The organism is Metabacillus sp. KUDC1714, from assembly GCF_014217835.1.
Classification (GTDB): domain Bacteria; phylum Bacillota; class Bacilli; order Bacillales; family Bacillaceae; genus Metabacillus; species Metabacillus rhizosphaerae.
This window is the reverse complement of the sequence record NZ_CP055263.1, coordinates 5,519,021-5,536,249: the sequence shown is the minus strand read 5'-3', so window position 1 is coordinate 5,536,249 and position 17,229 is coordinate 5,519,021. Positions and strand designations below refer to the sequence as shown.

Below are 17,229 nucleotides of genomic sequence, written 5' to 3'. Positions count from 1 at the left end.
TATCAAAGGATTTTAGTAAAGATTTCATTGTCAGCAACTACTTGTTTATGTATGATAAAAATGAAGAAATTTGTTTCATTTTACCTATTTTTATCTATTTATACCATATTTCTAATAATTTTGTAGTTTTTCGTCTACTAATCTATTAAACTAAGTTTGTATACAAGCGTAGGAGGTACTATTTGTAATGAAACAAAAACTGATTGGATTGACAGCAACAGCAGTAGTAGGATCGTCCCTATTTACTTCAATAGCAGCAGCAGACAATGTGAAGGTGGAAAGCGGGGATACTCTTTGGGAGTTATCTCATAAATATAACACGTCCGTTAATACATTAATGAGTCTGAATGGATTAAAGTCGGATTTCTTAAGAGTAGGACAAGTTCTGGAAATTCCAGGTACAACTAATAATCCGTCTTCTGGAACACCAGTTAAATCTGAAACAACACAAAAAACTTCTACTAAAGCACATAAGGTGAAATCTGGAGATTCTTTATGGGATTTAGCTAGGGCGTATGGTACATCAGTAGCTGAATTGAAAAAGCTCAATGGTCTAAAAAGTGATATGATTTATGTAGGGCAAAATCTGATCGTAAATAAATCGACTACAGAATCAACAGGTAATAGTCAAACAGAAGAACCTGTTAAGCAGCCGACTCAAACAGGTACAACTGGTTCATACAAAGTGAAATCTGGTGATTCTCTATGGAAAATCGCCAATAAGTATAACCTAACTATCGCAGAGATTAAGGTTGCTAATAATCTAACATCAGACATGCTAAGAATCGGGCAAGTTTTAAAGCTGACTGGGGCAGTAAATACATCTTCTGAGGATAAAACAGTTACACCGGAAACCACAACCAATTCAAGTAAAGTTGATAAAATGATTAGTGAAGCTAAAGCCTTAATGGGTACTCCGTATAGATGGGCTGGGAATACACCTTCTGGTTTTGATTGCAGTGGATTCATTTACTATGTCCTAAATAAAGTTACATCTGTTTCTCGTTTAAGCACAGCAGGGTATTGGGATACGATGAAGTCAATTAGCACACCTTCTAAAGGTGATTTTGTCTATTTTACAACCTATAAAGCAGGTCCCTCACATATGGGAATTTATTTAGGAAATAATGAATTTATTCATGCTAGTAGTTCTGGTGTTACAATATCCAACTTAGATAATTCGTATTGGAAGCAACGTTATTTAGGTGCTAAACGTTTCTAAAAAATTAATTAACTATCCATCAAAATAAGAGCCTAAATTGATAGGTTCTTTTTTTGTTGGTTAAAATTTCAGAAAATACAAGCTACTACCAGCATTCTTCATTATTTAGTTAAAGCTCTTTTCTAAAAGATTGTTGTATTTGAACAAAACTGATTAGGTTGATTGGAACGGATATGCGAGACTCCTGTGGGAGTAGTGGGACAGATGAGACCCCGCAGGCTCTTCGCGCTGAGGAGGCTCATCGCCCGCCCCATGGAAAGCGAGCATCCTGGAGTGCCAATCAACCAACCTAAAACTATTTTAAAAGCAACAAAGTTTGGCGAGTCAGCCTTAGTTAACAACATTCTCTATTCGTTTCCTTTGTAACCACCACTCGTTTCTAGTATACTCATCTTTGGTTATGTTAATAAAAAGAGATAGATAAGTTAGAAAGAAGGACTATTTAAATGGATAATTTACAATCTTTTAATTTACCTGATGAAATAAAAACACTTATACAAAATCGTTCACAAAGCCCAATTAATGAAGAAGAAGCTTTATTAGTAGGAAAAGGTGGATTTACGCCATCAGATGATTCGATTTTAATAGATGCAATGATAGCACTGGCATTAGGGAAAAATGTCTTATTGAAAGGCCCAACAGGATCTGGAAAGACAAAGCTTGCAGAAACATTGTCTAATTTATTTCAACAACCAATGCACAGTATAAACTGTTCAATTGATATGGATGCGGAAGCACTTTTAGGATTTAAAACGATTGAAAATCAAAATGGATCCACAACGATTAAATTTGTGAATGGTCCTGTTGTAAAATCGATGAAAAGTGGACATTTATTATATATTGATGAAATAAATATGGCGAAACCTGAAACATTGCCTATTTTAAATGGAGTGCTTGATTATCGAAGAATGATCACAAATCCATTTACTGGTGAAGTTATTAAAGCAGATAGATATTTTGGTGTGGTTGCAGCTATCAATGAAGGATATGTTGGGACAGTGCCATTAAATGAGGCGCTTAAAAATCGTTTTGTCGTCATCGATGTACCTTATATTCAAGGTCAAGAATTAAATAATGTCTTACAAAGCCAATCAAGACTTACTGATAAAAAATTATTAAATACCTTTACGAAGCTTTCAGCAGATTTGCTTGCACTTGTACATAATGGGCAAGTATCTGAGGAAGCAGCTTCAATTCGTGCATTAATAGACACCTGTGATTTAGCAGGATTTTTACCACCACTTCGCGCCATTGAAAGAGGAATTGTTGATAAGTTAGAGGATGAAAGGGAAAAAGCGGCCATTCGCAATCTAGCAGAGACTTTATTCGAGTGAGGTTATTACATTGAGATTTATTAAGTTTAACGATCAACAAGTTGATTCCTTTTTATTTATGGAATTATCTGACCTTGCAAAGGCACTTACGAAACTGAGTGATATTGAGGTTGACTATAGTGTGCAATCTTATATAGACCCCGTACAGCGTAAAATATATGTTAGCCATTTTTGGGATCATCGTGAAAAAAACGAAACCGTTCCTGCATTGAAAAGTGATATTTATCTAAGATGTATCGGTAATTTTTATCATACAAACTTTCAAGAAATTGGATTATTTATCGAAAAAACGAAGCTATTAAAGCTGAATGGCTTTGCGAAACAATTATGTATGTTATTAGAAGATTTACGCCTCGAGGAAATTTGTAAAAAAGAACGCCCAGGTACAAAACGAGCATTTGAGGTAAGAAGAAATTTATATCGAAAATATTTTCATAGTCAGCTAACCATTCATCAAGAGCGTAGTATATTGACAGATGCTCTCTTTAATACTCTTTATTTACGTTTAACAGCACAATCTCCATTAGAACAAATGCCAATATTATCAGATAGTGTTGATCGTGCTCTTCCATTTATTGAATCTAAAATCTTTCAAGTGTATGAAGTAAATACAACAAAAGCGGTCATTCAAATTGTCTTAGACATAATGGATGTTTTAGAAGAAATGCTTGAAAAAGATATGTTAAATACCTATTTCTATTTAGCGGATTTACCATATGGGTCCTATGAAACAAATAGTCTTTTTGATGAGTTAAAACGAAAATCAAAATTGAAAAATAAAGACTCTTTGGAAGAAGCTAAAAAAGGTGATGAAGATGTACATGGAGATAAGTTACCAACATGGCATAGTGAAACAAGCAAACCTACGAAAAGCTTTTTGCAATTTGATTTAGAGCAAGGGACAAACACGACAATAAATGGGGATGGCATTGTCCGTGAAGGTGATGATGGTGATCAAGCACTTGCGATGGTACAAGGTACGTCAAAGAAAGCGAAAAAGAACGATTATTCAAAATTAGAAGCATTGGAAAATAAAAGTGAAGATCGTTCTATGGCAGGTGACCTTGTATATGGTAAAGAAAATAAATTTGCAGTTCCTGTATTTGTTGAAGCTAAACAACCTTTACCAAACGAACTAGAACAATACAAAAAAGATCGCAATGACATTCTCTTATTTCAGAATAAGCTAAAGCTTATGATTCAGAAAACATTGGAGCATAAAAGAACGCTACCTAGAACAGATCTTCATATCGGAAGGTTAAATAAAAAGCTTTTAAGACTTCTTACAGATGAAAATCCGAAGCTTTTTTATAAAAAACAAGAAAAATCGCAGCAAATAGATGCTGTTTTTACGCTCTTAGTTGATTGTTCGGCATCCATGTTTGATAAAATGGAACAAACGAAATTAGGAATCACACTTTTCCATGAAACGTTAAAATCAGTGAGAGTACCACATCAAATCGTTGGATTCTGGGAAGATACGAATGAGGCCTCAAAAACACGTCAACCAAATCATTTCCACACAGTAATAACATTTGATGATTCGCTAAAGCAACAATCCGGTCCTGAGATCATGCAGCTTTCACCTGAAGAGGATAACCGTGATGGATATGCTATAAGACATATGACAAAGCAATTAACGATGAGAAATGAAAAACAAAAATTTCTTCTCGTTTTTTCAGATGGTGAACCTGCAGCGATGGGATATGAGAGAAATGGTATTATCGACACACATGAAGCAGTTTTAGAGGCGAGAAAACTGGGAATAGAAGTAATGAACGTTTTTTTATCACGAGGAGAAATTGACGAACCCACAAAGAAGACAATTCAGAATATATATGGAAAATATAGTATCTTTGTTGATAAAATAGAAGAGCTTCCAGAGCAACTATTCCCGTTATTGAAAAGATTACTTTTAAAGACCATTTAACGGTAGACCTCTAGCTCTTATTTAAGAAACTAGAGGTCTTTTATTAATGCTTGAACAATCCTTATTTAATTAAATTTACTTGATCTATTAGTTTTAAAAAAAAGTTGATAAAAATACTCTGAAAAAATAAAAATTAACCTTTTTAACCCAGAATTTGTTGTATGATAGTATCATGGAAAACAAGTTATCAGTAGGGAGTTTTAAACCTTTCGATCAATTACTGTCTGCTTTTTAACTATAAATAAAAAAATATGAAATTTTTTTGAAATTTTTCATTAACTTCGCTTGGAATGTTGAGATAGCAATGGTAAAATAGGGTTTGGAAGCGTTTCAATATCATACTACTATACTTGTATCACTAAATAATATTGTAGGATAATATTTAACTTTCCTACGTATCAGAATTTTTTTCTGATCATTTACGAATAGTTGGGGGTAATGTTAGATGTCAGAAGGTACACTGAAGAGAAAATTCCCTTGGGAAGACTTCCATGGTCCAAACCTCGGCTATGTCATGGAGCAATATGATCAATATAAAGTTGATCCAAACTCTATTGATATAGAATTAAAGGAAATCTTTGATAACTGGGGTTCTCCTTCTATACAGACTAATCAAATGACAATATCAGCTGATAACGAACATCTTAGTGCTGATAAAATGACCAAAATTGCAGAAGCAGTTAATCTAGTAACAAATATTCGCAGACATGGACACTTAAATGCAGCTATTTATCCGTTTGAGGATTGTAGTGAAAAAAATGAATTTCTTCTTTTAGAAGAATATGATTTGACAGAAGAGGATTTAAAGGATATACCTGCTCATCTATTATGTAAGGATGCTCCAGCACATGTAACAAATGGGCTAGAAGCGTATAAATACTTAAAAGAGGTATATAAAAGTTCAATTGCATTTGAATTCAGCCATGTACACAATTATGAAGAAAAAACTTGGCTAGTAAAGATGGTTGAATCCGGTAGTATTTTTAAGGATTTATCTAAGGAAAAACGTACTTCTATTTTAAAACGATTAACAGAGGTTGAAGGTTTTGAACAATACCTCCATCGTACTTTTGTTGGACAAAAGCGTTTTTCAATTGAAGGGTTGGACATGCTAGTACCAATTCTAGATGAATTGATTTCTAGTGCTGTACAAGTTGGTACAGATACAATAAATATTGGAATGGCCCATCGTGGTCGCTTAAATGTATTAGCACATGTACTTGGCAAGCCATATGAAATTATTTTTTCTGAATTTCAACATGCACCGAATAAAGAATTAGTACCTTCTGAGGGTTCAATAGGCATTAATTATGGTTGGAGCGGTGATGTTAAGTATCATTTAGGTGCTAATAAACAGATTAAAGATGAAAATACAGTTCGAGCGAAAGTAACATTAGCAAACAATCCAAGTCACTTAGAATTTATTGATCCAATTGTTGAAGGTTACACTCGTTCAGCTCAAGAGGATCGTTCCGAAAAGGGCTATCCTAAGCTAAATGTTAGTGATGCTATGGCCATCTTAATTCATGGGGATGCTGCATTCCCGGGTGAAGGAATCGTTGCTGAAACGCTTAACTTAAATAAGTTAACAGGTTACCAAACTGGTGGGACGATACATATCATTGCCAATAATATGATCGGATTTACAACAGAAAGCCGTGATTCTCGTTCAACAAAATATGCTAGTGATTTAGCAAAAGGTTATGAAATTCCAATTGTCCACGTAAATGCAGATGATCCAGAAGCATGTTTAGCTGCTGTATTGATCGCGATGGAATATAGAAATAAATTTAAAAGCGACTTCTTAATCGATTTAATCGGCTATAGAAGATTTGGACATAACGAAATGGATGAACCATCAATGACTCAGCCTAAGTTGTATGAAAAGGTTCGTAAACATCCAACAGTTCGTGAATTATATGGTAATAAATTAGAAAATGAAGGCGTTTTAAAGTCTGAAGATATTAAAAATATTATCGAGGATGTTGAAACAACTCTTGAGAAGGCTTTTCAAAAAGTACCTGATAAAAATGTAGCACAGGCTCACGAAATAAAACTTCCTGAATTTGTGAATAGTGGATTGCCGGATTTAAAGACTGCAGTAGATAAAGCTAATTTACTAAAATTAAATGAAGAGATTGTGAACTGGCCGGAAAACTTTAAAGTATTTCCTAAGCTGCAAAGAATTTTAGAGAAAAGAGCAAAAGAACTTTCTGAAAATGGAAAAGTAGATTGGTCTTTAGGAGAAGCGTTAGCCTTCGCGTCAATTTTAGAAGATGGTACTCCAATCCGTTTAACAGGACAGGATTCACAACGTGGTACATTTGCCCATCGACATATTGTTATTCACGACATTGAAAATGGAGAAACTTATTCACCGCTTCACCGTTTAACAGATGCAAAAGCATCATTTGCTGTTCACAATAGTCCATTATCTGAGGGTTCTGTTCTGGGATTTGAATATGGATATAATGTGTTCGCACCAGAAACATTAGTTTTATGGGAAGCACAATTTGGTGATTTCGCAAATGCTGCCCAAGTATTTTTCGATCAGTTTATAGCAGCAGGTCGAGCGAAATGGGGTCAAAAGTCTGGTTTAGTCATGCTTTTACCTCATGGATTTGAAGGGCAAGGTCCTGAACATTCAAGTGCTCGTTTAGAGCGCTACTTACAATTGGCAGCAGAAGATAGCTGGACAGTTGCAAATTTAACAAGTGCAGCTCAATATTTCCATATTTTACGTCGTCAAGCAGATTTGTTGAAACGTGAGGAAGTTCGTCCATTAGTCATTATGACTCCAAAAAGCTTATTACGTAAACAACAATCAGTTTCTGATATAAATGAGTTAAGTGAAGGGGAGTTTAAGCCTGTAGTCGAACAACCAGGACTAGGACATACTCCAGAAAAAGTGAAAAGACTTGTATTATGTAGCGGAAAAGTTTCAATTGATCTAGCAGATAAGCTAAAAACTATTGAAGACAATACAGATTGGGTACACATCTTAAGAGTAGAAGAACTTTATCCATTCCCTAAAAAGATTATTTCATCGATTATTGAGAGCATGACATCTCTTGAAGAAATAATCTGGGTTCAAGAAGAACCACAAAATATGGGTGCTTGGTTGTTTATTGATCCTAGATTACGTGATATCGCACCTGAGGGAGTTCCAGTACGATATATTGGTAGAAGAAGAAGACAAAGTCCTGCTGAAGGAGATCCAAATATTCACAAAAAGGATCAAGAAAGAATTGTAACTGAAGCATTGACTCAAAAAGTATTAGACCAATCATTTGTAAATTCTAAATAAATAGGAATCACTTGCAAATTATTAGCTTTTCATTTTTATAGCAGCTTGGATGGATAGCTTAAAAGTGTTGCAAGTGCTCAAGGGGGAACCAACATGGCTGAGATTAAGGTACCAGAATTAGCAGAATCTATTACTGAAGGAACAATTGCACAATGGCTAAAGCAACCAGGTGATTCAGTTGAAAAAGGTGAATACCTTTTAGAGGTAGAAACTGATAAAGTTAATGTTGAATTAACAGCAGAATTTTCAGGTGTTTTAAAAGAGACACATAAAGAGTCCGGTGATACTGTACAGGTTGGAGAAACTATTGGTGTCATTGATGAAAAAGGACAAGCTTCAGCGTCAACACCAGAGCAAACAACAGCTGAAAAAGTAGAACCTAAAGCTGAAGAGCCAGTGAGAGGGCAAAATGATGGTGCAGAAGGAGATAATAAACAACGTACGATTGCTTCACCTGCTGCAAGAAAACTAGCACGTGAGCGTGGCATAGATTTACAACAGGTTCAAGTAACTGATCCACTAGGACGTGTTCGTAAACAAGATGTTGAAGCACATTCTGTTCAAGCTCCTGTGAAACAGGTTCAAGCAGAACAAGTAAAACCACCGGCAAAATCAACTGTGGCTGTACAGCAAGAGCAACCAGGTAAACCTATTGAACGTATCAAAATGTCAAGACGTAGACAGACGATAGCTAATCGTTTAGTAGAAGTCCAACAAACAGCTGCAATGTTGACAACGTTTAATGAAGTTGACATGACAAATGTAATGGAAGTTAGAAAACGTCGTAAAGACAAATTTTTCGAACAGCATGATGTCCGTTTAGGATTTATGTCTTTCTTTACAAAAGCAGTTGTGGCTGCATTAAAACAATACCCATTATTAAATGCTGAGATTCAAGGTAATGAGATTGTAATGAAAAAGTTTTATGATATCGGTATTGCTGTTTCAGCACCAGAAGGTTTAGTTGTACCAGTAGTTCGTGATGCTGATCGTTTAAATTTTGCTGGTATTGAAGGTGAGATATTAAACCTTGCTACAAAAGCTCGTGACAATAAATTAGGTCTGAGTGATTTACAAGGTGGAACATTTACCATTACAAATGGTGGGGTCTTTGGTTCATTATTATCCACACCAATTCTAAATGGACCACAGGTTGGTATTCTCGGTATGCATAAAATTCAGCTTAGACCAGTTGCGATTGACGCTGAAAAAATGGAAAATCGTCCGATGATGTATATTGCACTATCTTACGATCATCGTATTGTTGATGGTAAAGAAGCAGTAAGTTTCTTAGCTACTGTTAAAGCACTTCTTGAAGATCCAGAATCTTTATTATTAGAAGGATAACCAGGTTAAACAGAATGGTGAATTTCATCATTCTGTTTTTTTTGAAGTTTGATAGGAACGATTATTCATACCAACTAGATTAATGAATGTTTAACGTTTTAGGTGAAATTCATATTTTTATTATGAAAACAAATAAATGTTTGGAGCAATTTTTTTAAAATTTGCATTTTAAATTATCGTAGTAAAATGTTAAAATGATAACTTATATGATGTTTGTATAGTGTTGGTTATTAATTCAAAGTCATTTCTAATCAAACTAGCTAACAAGAGAAAACGTAGAGGTGATTTTGTGGGTAACAATGTTGAACAATGGTCTTCGAAGCTTGCATTTATATTAGCTGCTGCAGGTTCAGCGATTGGATTGGGAGCAATTTGGAAGTTCCCATATGTGGCAGGTACTAGTGGAGGCGGAGTGTTTTTTCTAATATTTATTCTATTTACTTTATTGGTCGGCTTACCATTATTAATAGGTGAGTTTATTATTGGAAGAAGTACTCAAAAGGATGCGATACAGTCATATAAACAAATCGCACCAAATTCATCATGGCATTTCATTGGCCGACTCGGGATTGTAACATGCTTTATTTTATTATCCTTCTATAGTGTAGTGGGCGGTTGGATTTTAATTTATATTTTTAAAGGATTAACAGGTGGATTAAGTGGTCTTACAGAACAAGAGTATGGTGAATTATTTGGTCAAAGCATTACAAACTCAGGTTTAACAATCTTTGCTCAATTTGCATTTTTACTGATCACGGTATTTGTTGTTTCTAAAGGTGTTTCAAATGGGATTGAAAAAGCAAGCCGTTTTATGATGCCTGCACTATTTATCATCTTTTTTATATTAATTATTCGTTCCGTCACATTAGATGGAGCAATGGAAGGAATTATGTTCTTCCTTAAACCGGATTTTACAAATGTAACATCTGAAACGATTTTATATGCAATGGGTCAATCATTTTTCGCATTAAGTGTTGGGGTATCAGTAATGGTTACTTATAGTTCATACTTATCAAAAAATGAAAATCTTCCACAATCTGCTATTTCGATTGTTATATTAAATCTATTGGTAGCATTTCTTGCTGGTTTAGCAATCTTTCCAGCTGTATTCTCATTTGGGTTGGAACCCGACGCCGGTCCAGTCTTATTATTTAATGTTTTACCGACTGTATTTAACCAAATGCCATTTGGTGTTTTCTTTCTAATTGCATTTTTACTCTTATTTTTATTTGCAACATTAACTTCAGCCTTTTCAATGCTTGAAATAATTGTTGCCCCTCTTGCAAAAGGTGTTGAATCAAAACGAAAAAGGTTTTCTTGGATACTTGGGATATGTATTTTCATTGTTGGAATTCCGTCCGCACTTTCATTCGGAGTCTTGAGTCATATTACACTTTTTGAAAAATCGATTTTTGATGCAGCAGACTTTTTAGTAAGTAATATATTAATGCCTCTTGGTGCATTATTAATTGCAATATTTGTTCCTTTTAAACTCTCGAAGGAAACACTCTATCAAGAGCTTTTACAGGGATCATCACTGAGCAAGAAGCTATTTGTCCTGTGGTATATGCTATTAAAATTCGTTGCACCAATTGTCATTATTTTAGTATTTTTAGATGTTTTAGGTATCATTTAAATGTAAGGCGGATATTCTTTTAATTATCCGCCTTTTTATCGTTTAGTAAATTATAAAATTCTGTACTTTGAATAAGCGCTCGACATCCAGCTCCAGCGCCTAGCCCTTCTTATGCTTGTCGGGGCTGTTCAAGGCGCTTGCGCTCTTGTTTTATGTTAAAACGGCTTCCACTTTAATTGTTGTGCTTCATGAAAACGTCTTTCTACTTCTCGCCAGTTTACAATATTCCACCAATTGTCTACATATTTTTTTCTTTCGTTCTTATATTGAAGGTAATAAGCATGCTCCCACACATCTAATACAAGTATTGGGACAACATCCCATTGGCTTAGATTTTGATGTTTTTCAGCTTGCAAAATTTCTAGCCGTCGTGAGCGTGGTGACCAAACTAAAATAGCCCAACCAACACCTTCAACATTGTTTGCAGCTTCAGTGAAATGAGCTTTAAATTTTTCGAAGCTTCCAAAGGATTGATTGATTTCTCTCATTAACATGCCCGAGGGTTTACCGCCTCCATTTGGACTCATGATCGTCCAGAAAATGGTATGAAGATAATGTCCCGCTCCGTGAAAAGCAGCTTCTCTCTCCCAATGTTTAATAAGATCGAAGTTATTAGATGTACGCGCTTTTTGCATCTCTTTTTCGGCTTTATTTAATCCATCAACATAGCTTTTATGGTGTTTATCATGATGTAATCTCATTATTTCTTGGTGAATGTAAGGCTCTAACGCATCATAATTATATGGTAACGGAGGAAGGGTATGCTCTCCAATTGGTACTGTACCCGAGTGAGTTTGAACCCGTGATTTTTCATCCAATTCTTTAGCATCCCTAACTTCAAAATAACCATCAAATTGTAAGTATAATTGATTTGCACGCTCATAAATTTCCATTTCTTCCATTGTGCTTTCTTCGGTAAGCTCATTTTGAAATTGTGTCAATTGCTGTTTCCAATCGTCCAATTTATTTGAAATATCTCGTTCTTGTAGCTTTTCAAATATTCCATGGTAGCTAGCTAAAATCTCATCACACCATTGTCTCATTGAAACAATGTATTCTTTTGACAATCGAATCCCTCCCCTTATTTAGTCGTAGTCAATATATGCATGAAGAGTAAAAGGTTGATTGTTTTTAGGGATTTTGTAAGTGCACCTTTAAATAGTGTGAAAGAGTTAACAAAGGGAAAATATAATTGTAGCTATGATAATTAATGTAAAATTGACCGGGTAAACCGACACCAGTAGGGTATGATGACGATTCTTTGCTATTGGTTTCATTTAATAAAAAGGCAACTCCTTTTTGTACTGATTCACTATTTATATCATTAGCTTGAATAAGTGTATCAAGTGCCCATGATGTTTGCGAAGGTGTACTAAAGTGAAGCGGAATAAATTGTTTTTTCTCACTGCTTGAACAGGATTCTCCCCAACCACCGTCACCAAGCTGGATAGATTCTAACCATTTTAGCGCTTTTTGTATGGCAGGGAATGTAGGTGAGACCCCAACAGCAACAAGACCTGTTACTGCAGCCCAAGTTCCATAAATATAACAAACACCCCAACGACCATACCACGAGCCATTAGATTCTTGATTGTTCAATAACCAGTTGACTCCTGCTTTTATGCTTGGATGATTTAATGTTAATCCAGCATAATTACCTAAGAACTCTAATGCTCGACCTGTTAAATCCGCAGTTGATGGATCAATTGCAGCATCTTTAGCATTTTCTAGCGGAAGATAGGTAAGTAATTCAAAATCAGTATTTTTTTCAAATGCTGCCCACCCGCCATTTGAATTTTGCATCGATAATAGGAATGTAACACCTTTATTCCATGCAAAATGAATTCTATTATTCGTTAGTGCACTTCTCGTTATGGCTCTTAAAGCTGCTGATGTGTCATCGTTATCAGGGTTTATCGTATTATTATGTGAAAAGCCCCATCCACCAGGTACAATATTTTGGTTGTGAATCTTCCAATCTCCCTTTTTTGAATGTTGTTTAGAGAGGATATAAGTGGTAGAGTTTTTAATAGCCTTTGTATAAAGACTAACATTTGTTTCCTGTAAGGCATAGCTAATTAATGCTGTATCCCAAATAGTAGAGGTTGAGTTTTCTAAGTGTATGCCATTACATTTTGATGTGATAAGCTGTTTAAGAGCATCTACTGACCGCTTGATAATCGGTGCTTTTTTTTCATAGCCTAATGCAAGTAGGGCATAGATCATAAAGAATGTTGCACTAGCATAGCTAAATAGTGTCCCATCCCCTTCGATTCTTTGAAGCATATACCTTTCTGCGCGATCATAACCTAAACGATGGAGATAGATAGGTAGCTGTAATAGATTTTTCATTTCAGTTATGAATGGATTTTGTGTACGAGTATGATGTGATAAGTCCCATTGATCTAATTGATCAGTGAGGTTACGATCGAAAAGGTGATCAAGATTTGGTTTGAATTTTGATTGAATTGAATATTTTTTATTCGCAGCAATTAGCATAGGGACAAAGTGTATTCTTGCGTAAGTGCTAAATTGATAAAAATTTAATGGGTAGGAAGGAGGGATAAGTAGGAAGGTCATAGGGATATAAAATAACTTCGGCCAACGATATAAGCCATTTACTGCAAGCATCCATTTTGTCATAAAATGAGTATTTGATAAACCGCCGTTCTTTCGAATAAATCGTTCTGCTTCTTGTAGTATATGGTGTTCTCGAGAATAAAGTCCAGAATAAAGCAGAGCAGTATAAGCTTGGACTGTTGTGGAAAGATTCCCATCCTTTTCATCAGGGTATGCTTTCCAAATGCCAATATTTGATTGTAAAGTAATAATTCGTTTTGTTAATTTTTCTATAAGAATCTCTTCATCCTCAATTTCTAATGAGCGTATTGTCATGATCATAAAGGCGTCGGTCATAAGACCACCTTCAAAACAAAATTTCCAAGAGCCATCTTCTTGTTGTAGCTTTATTATTTCATCAACTCTTCTTGAGATTTCATCACTTATTATCTCATTTGTTATCATAAGAAATTATTCACCTCACCATATGAGTATGCAAAAGGGTTTTTTGTTATGTTTATTTGGCAATTTCCTTTAATTCATATAAAATAAAAGAAAGAAGAAAGGATTGAATTGATATGATACATAAAACATGGCAAACATCAGCACCTATTAAAAAAGTAACCTGTATACATACAAACGCTGAAAAATATATGGTTAACCGCGCTTTAACCGCAGGCAAACAGTATGAAGTACAAAATGAAACAGAAGAATTTTATTTTGTCATTGATAATACTGGAAAAGTTGGCGGCTATTATAAAGATTATTTCGAAGTGCAATCATAATGTATTTAGAAAAAGGATGAACAGTATCATCCTTTTTTTAATACTCAAAAAAAGATTGACATTATTAAAAATAATATTATTATTAAAAACGATAATATAAATGAAAACTTTCCAATCGCAATTTGTTTTTGTTACATCATTATTATCAAATATGAAAATAATATCAAAAACAATTTCAACTAGTGAATAAAGGAGTAGTGTCATAATGGATTCAAAAGCAAAATTAATATTACACCCAGTAAGAATGAAAATTGTTCAAACATTAATAGGTGGAAGGGAATTAAATGTACAGGATATAGCTCAGAAATTAACAGATGTACCACAGGCTACACTTTATCGTCATTTAAACAAGCTATTAGAAGCTGAGGTTATTCGGGTCGTAAGAGAAAATCAAATTCGTGGTACGGTTGAAAAAATCTTTGCATTAAGTGAACACGAAATAGGAGGAAAAGAGGACCTGGAAAAATTAAGTCGTGATGAACATTTAAACTTGTTTCTAACATTTATGACTCATTTGCTAGGTAAGTATGAGAACTATCTAAATCAGGAACAAATTGATTTATTTGCGGATGGGGTGAGTTTTCGTGAGGCAATTGTTTATTTATCTGATGAAGAATTTAAAGATTTTGCATTAGAGTTATCAAAACTAATGCAAAGAGTGATTGAAAATGAACCTTCGAGTGATAGACAGGCAAGGCATATTGCAAGTATTTTTATTCCTGAGCAAAAAAAATAAACATAATAAAGTGGGAGGAAATAACTAAAATGCAAGCAATTAAAAGGAAAGAACATAACATAATACATAATCTTGTTCATCATTTGTTTCATTTATTAATAGAATAGTATATTAATTTAACTTGTAATTAGGTCCTATTTTTAGTATAAACAATACATAGTGAAATAAAATTTATTATTGAAAAATAGAAATTTATAAATACGATTTAGAATTATTACAAAGGTTTAACAAGAAAGGAAAAACGTACATGGGTGAGAAAAAACTGCATATAAGAGATGCACAGCTTGAGGACCTTGCGAAAATTGTTGAAATATACAATTCGTCTATTCCTGGAAAACTAGCAACCGCTGATTTAGAAGAAATAACTGTAGAGAGCAGAGTAGCATGGTTTCATGATCACAACTCACAATATCGACCTTTATGGATGTTAGAGGAAGATGACGAAATTGTTGGTTGGTTAAGTTTTCAATCGTTTTATGGAAGACCAGCCTATCATGCAACTGCAGAAGTAAGTATATATTTAGACCCATCTGTTCATGGAAGAGGCTATGCGCGAGTCTTAATTGAAAAAGCTATTTCACAATGTCCTAAATTAGAAATAAAAACATTACTTGCATTTGTATTTGGGCATAATGATCCAAGTATTCGGTTATTTGAAAAGTACAATTTTGAAAAGTGGGCTCACTTACCTAAAATTGCTGATATGGCAGGTGTTGAAAGAGATTTGCTAATACTTGGGAAACGAATTACTCAATAATAATTAGTTAGGATACAAATGCATCTTCTTTATGCGTTGTATCCTACCTGTGATAAGATAAACCAACGAATTTAAAACCTATTCAGCTCGCTCTTTGTAGAGGGGAGTCAAGGATTGCTCTATTTTCCTTCATTTATTGAGTACCGAGAATTCATCATATTCGTTTTGGATATGAATTGCTTGAATAGATTCGTTCACATAAAACAAATACTTATTAAGAATGAATATGTCTATTACATAAAAAAGTAAAACTAGAAGGTGAATCTATGCAAGATCAATTATGTACTCATAATGATTTAGATGGTGTAAGCTGTGGAATTCTTGCAAAGTATGCATTTAATGACAAGATTGATGTATATTATCATTCGGTAAACAGTCTTGATTATCATGTTGAAAGGTTTCTAAATGAAGCTAGCGAGAAGAAGACAAAACATAAACTTTACATAACAGATTTATCTGTAAACAAAGAAAATGAAATAAAATTAAATGAGTACGTTTCAAATGGAGGGGAAATTCAGTTAATTGATCACCATAAGACTGCCCTTCATTTTAATGAATATAATTGGGGACTAGTACAGGTTGAAGAATCGCATGGAAAGTTAGCTTCTGCCACTTCTTTATTTTATAAGTATTTAGTGGAGAAAAATATAATAAAGCCTTCGATTGCTTTAGACGAATACGTTGAACTAGTTCGTCAGTATGATACATGGGAATGGGAGAAAAATGAAAATATAAGTGCAAAAAGATTAAATGATCTTTTATATATGCAATCAATTGAAGAATTTGAAGAGAAGATGCTTGATAGGCTTGAACAAAATGATCATTTCACATTTGATGAATTTGAAGAAAAAATATTAGATATTGAAGAGAAAAAAACAGAACGCTATATTCGACGGAAAAGAAAAGAGTTAGTTCAAACGTTTATCGGTGATCTTTGTGTTGGGATTGTACATGCGGAGTCCTATCATTCAGAACTTGGAAATGCACTAGGAAAAGATTATCCTCATCTAGACTGTATTTCAATATTGAATATGGGGAATAAAAAAATTAGTTTCCGTACCATTCACGACTGTGTGGATGTCTCTGAGCTAGCCTCAAAATACGGTGGTGGAGGTCATGCGAAAGCAGCAGGCTGCCAGATAACAAAAGAAGCGTATAAAGAATTCGTTCAAAAACCGTTTTCTATCAAACCATTAAAAGAAGATGCACGACACAATCGATACAATAACAAGGATCGCTGTGCCCACTATGAAAACAAAGAGGATGAACAGTTTTTAATTTATAATGGAAAGAAAGAGCAGTTTGTTATCGAAAAAAATCATGTTTTACTTCCTGAAGCATACCCATCCTTTGAATTAGCAGAACGATTTTTAAAAAGATCCTATTCTGCTGGTCTTTCTAAGGATGAAAAGCTGATGAGTTATTTAATCAAATCTTATGAACAAAATAAATAATTGTTTAGACAGTAAAGAATAGAAAACATAAAGTCAAAGGGTCAGACCTTCCTTCTCGATATATAGTCAAAAAATGAGTTTGAACTATATAAATTTAGTTTGGATGGGTTCGACCCTTTTAAGTTTATTGAAAAAGTATTATATGTAAAAATTGTATAAGGT

12 protein-coding genes are annotated in these 17,229 nt (G+C 34.2%); 10 read left to right on the top strand and 2 right to left on the bottom strand.

Features of this window, described 5'->3' with window-relative positions; translation table 11 throughout:
* Positions 1-187 precede the first annotated feature (187 nt).
* From HUW50_RS25495 to HUW50_RS25470, 6 genes are all read left to right on the top strand, one after another.
* Complete coding sequence (locus HUW50_RS25495; protein ID WP_066334136.1) at positions 188-1,222, top strand: C40 family peptidase; 1,035 nt, start codon at positions 188-190, stop codon at positions 1,220-1,222.
* A gap of 446 nt (positions 1,223-1,668) precedes the next feature.
* Complete coding sequence (locus HUW50_RS25490; RefSeq protein WP_185653497.1) at positions 1,669-2,556, top strand: AAA family ATPase; 888 nt, start codon at positions 1,669-1,671, stop codon at positions 2,554-2,556.
* Positions 2,557-2,566: 10 nt separating this feature from the next.
* A complete protein-coding gene (locus tag HUW50_RS25485; RefSeq protein ID WP_185653496.1) occupies positions 2,567-4,486 on the top strand; it encodes a vWA domain-containing protein in 1,920 nt (639 codons plus the stop codon).
* A 445-nt stretch (positions 4,487-4,931) separates the two neighbouring features.
* The gene (sucA, locus tag HUW50_RS25480; RefSeq protein WP_066334129.1) at positions 4,932-7,793 is read left to right on the top strand and encodes a 2-oxoglutarate dehydrogenase E1 component; all 2,862 of its coding nucleotides are present in this window, start codon (positions 4,932-4,934) and stop codon (positions 7,791-7,793) included.
* Between the two features lie 93 nt (positions 7,794-7,886).
* A complete protein-coding gene (odhB, locus tag HUW50_RS25475) occupies positions 7,887-9,140 on the top strand; it encodes a 2-oxoglutarate dehydrogenase complex dihydrolipoyllysine-residue succinyltransferase (RefSeq protein ID WP_066334126.1) in 1,254 nt (417 codons plus the stop codon).
* Positions 9,141-9,429: 289 nt separating this feature from the next.
* Positions 9,430-10,776 carry a sodium-dependent transporter gene (locus HUW50_RS25470; protein ID WP_185653495.1) on the top strand — a complete coding sequence of 449 codons (1,347 nt, stop codon included), beginning with the start codon at positions 9,430-9,432 and terminating at the stop codon, positions 10,774-10,776.
* A gap of 155 nt (positions 10,777-10,931) precedes the next feature.
* Here the strand turns inward: HUW50_RS25470 and HUW50_RS25465 are convergent, their stop codons facing one another.
* Positions 10,932-11,843: a superoxide dismutase gene (locus HUW50_RS25465; RefSeq protein ID WP_260445610.1), complete on the bottom strand. Its 912-nt coding sequence runs from the start codon at positions 11,841-11,843 to the stop codon at positions 10,932-10,934.
* A 64-nt stretch (positions 11,844-11,907) separates the two neighbouring features.
* The gene (shc, locus tag HUW50_RS25460) at positions 11,908-13,800 is read right to left on the bottom strand and encodes a squalene--hopene cyclase (protein ID WP_185653494.1); all 1,893 of its coding nucleotides are present in this window, start codon (positions 13,798-13,800) and stop codon (positions 11,908-11,910) included.
* 113 nt (positions 13,801-13,913) lie between these two features.
* Here shc and HUW50_RS25455 point away from each other — a divergent pair, with 113 nt between their 5' ends.
* The 4 genes from HUW50_RS25455 (at position 13,914) to HUW50_RS25440 (ending at position 17,067) form a co-directional block, all read left to right on the top strand.
* On the top strand, positions 13,914-14,120 hold the full coding sequence (locus HUW50_RS25455; protein ID WP_185653493.1) for a DUF6501 family protein: 207 nt from the start codon (positions 13,914-13,916) through the stop codon (positions 14,118-14,120).
* 205 nt (positions 14,121-14,325) lie between these two features.
* Positions 14,326-14,856, top strand: coding sequence for a helix-turn-helix domain-containing protein (locus HUW50_RS25450; RefSeq protein WP_260445609.1), 531 nt, complete (start codon positions 14,326-14,328; stop codon positions 14,854-14,856).
* A gap of 247 nt (positions 14,857-15,103) precedes the next feature.
* Entirely contained in the window at positions 15,104-15,613 is a 510-nt protein-coding gene (locus HUW50_RS25445) for a GNAT family N-acetyltransferase (protein ID WP_185653492.1), read from the top strand.
* Positions 15,614-15,879: 266 nt separating this feature from the next.
* A complete protein-coding gene (locus HUW50_RS25440) occupies positions 15,880-17,067 on the top strand; it encodes a DHH family phosphoesterase (RefSeq protein ID WP_185653491.1) in 1,188 nt (395 codons plus the stop codon).
* Positions 17,068-17,229: the final 162 nt, after the last annotated feature.

What these genes read in the sequence shown, in the direction of transcription:
- HUW50_RS25450 (WP_260445609.1), top strand. Translation starts at nt 14,326, where the DNA reads ATGGATTCAAAAGCAAAATTAATATTACACCCAGTAAGAATGAAAATT.
- sucA (WP_066334129.1), top strand. Translation starts at nt 4,932, where the DNA reads ATGTCAGAAGGTACACTGAAGAGAAAATTCCCTTGGGAAGACTTCCAT.
- HUW50_RS25440 (WP_185653491.1), top strand. Translation starts at nt 15,880, where the DNA reads ATGCAAGATCAATTATGTACTCATAATGATTTAGATGGTGTAAGCTGT.
- HUW50_RS25490 (WP_185653497.1), top strand. Translation starts at nt 1,669, where the DNA reads ATGGATAATTTACAATCTTTTAATTTACCTGATGAAATAAAAACACTT.
- HUW50_RS25445 (WP_185653492.1), top strand. Translation starts at nt 15,104, where the DNA reads ATGGGTGAGAAAAAACTGCATATAAGAGATGCACAGCTTGAGGACCTT.
- HUW50_RS25455 (WP_185653493.1), top strand. Translation starts at nt 13,914, where the DNA reads ATGATACATAAAACATGGCAAACATCAGCACCTATTAAAAAAGTAACC.
- odhB (WP_066334126.1), top strand. Translation starts at nt 7,887, where the DNA reads ATGGCTGAGATTAAGGTACCAGAATTAGCAGAATCTATTACTGAAGGA.
- shc (WP_185653494.1), bottom strand. Translation starts at nt 13,800, where the DNA reads ATGATAACAAATGAGATAATAAGTGATGAAATCTCAAGAAGAGTTGAT.
- HUW50_RS25495 (WP_066334136.1), top strand. Translation starts at nt 188, where the DNA reads ATGAAACAAAAACTGATTGGATTGACAGCAACAGCAGTAGTAGGATCG.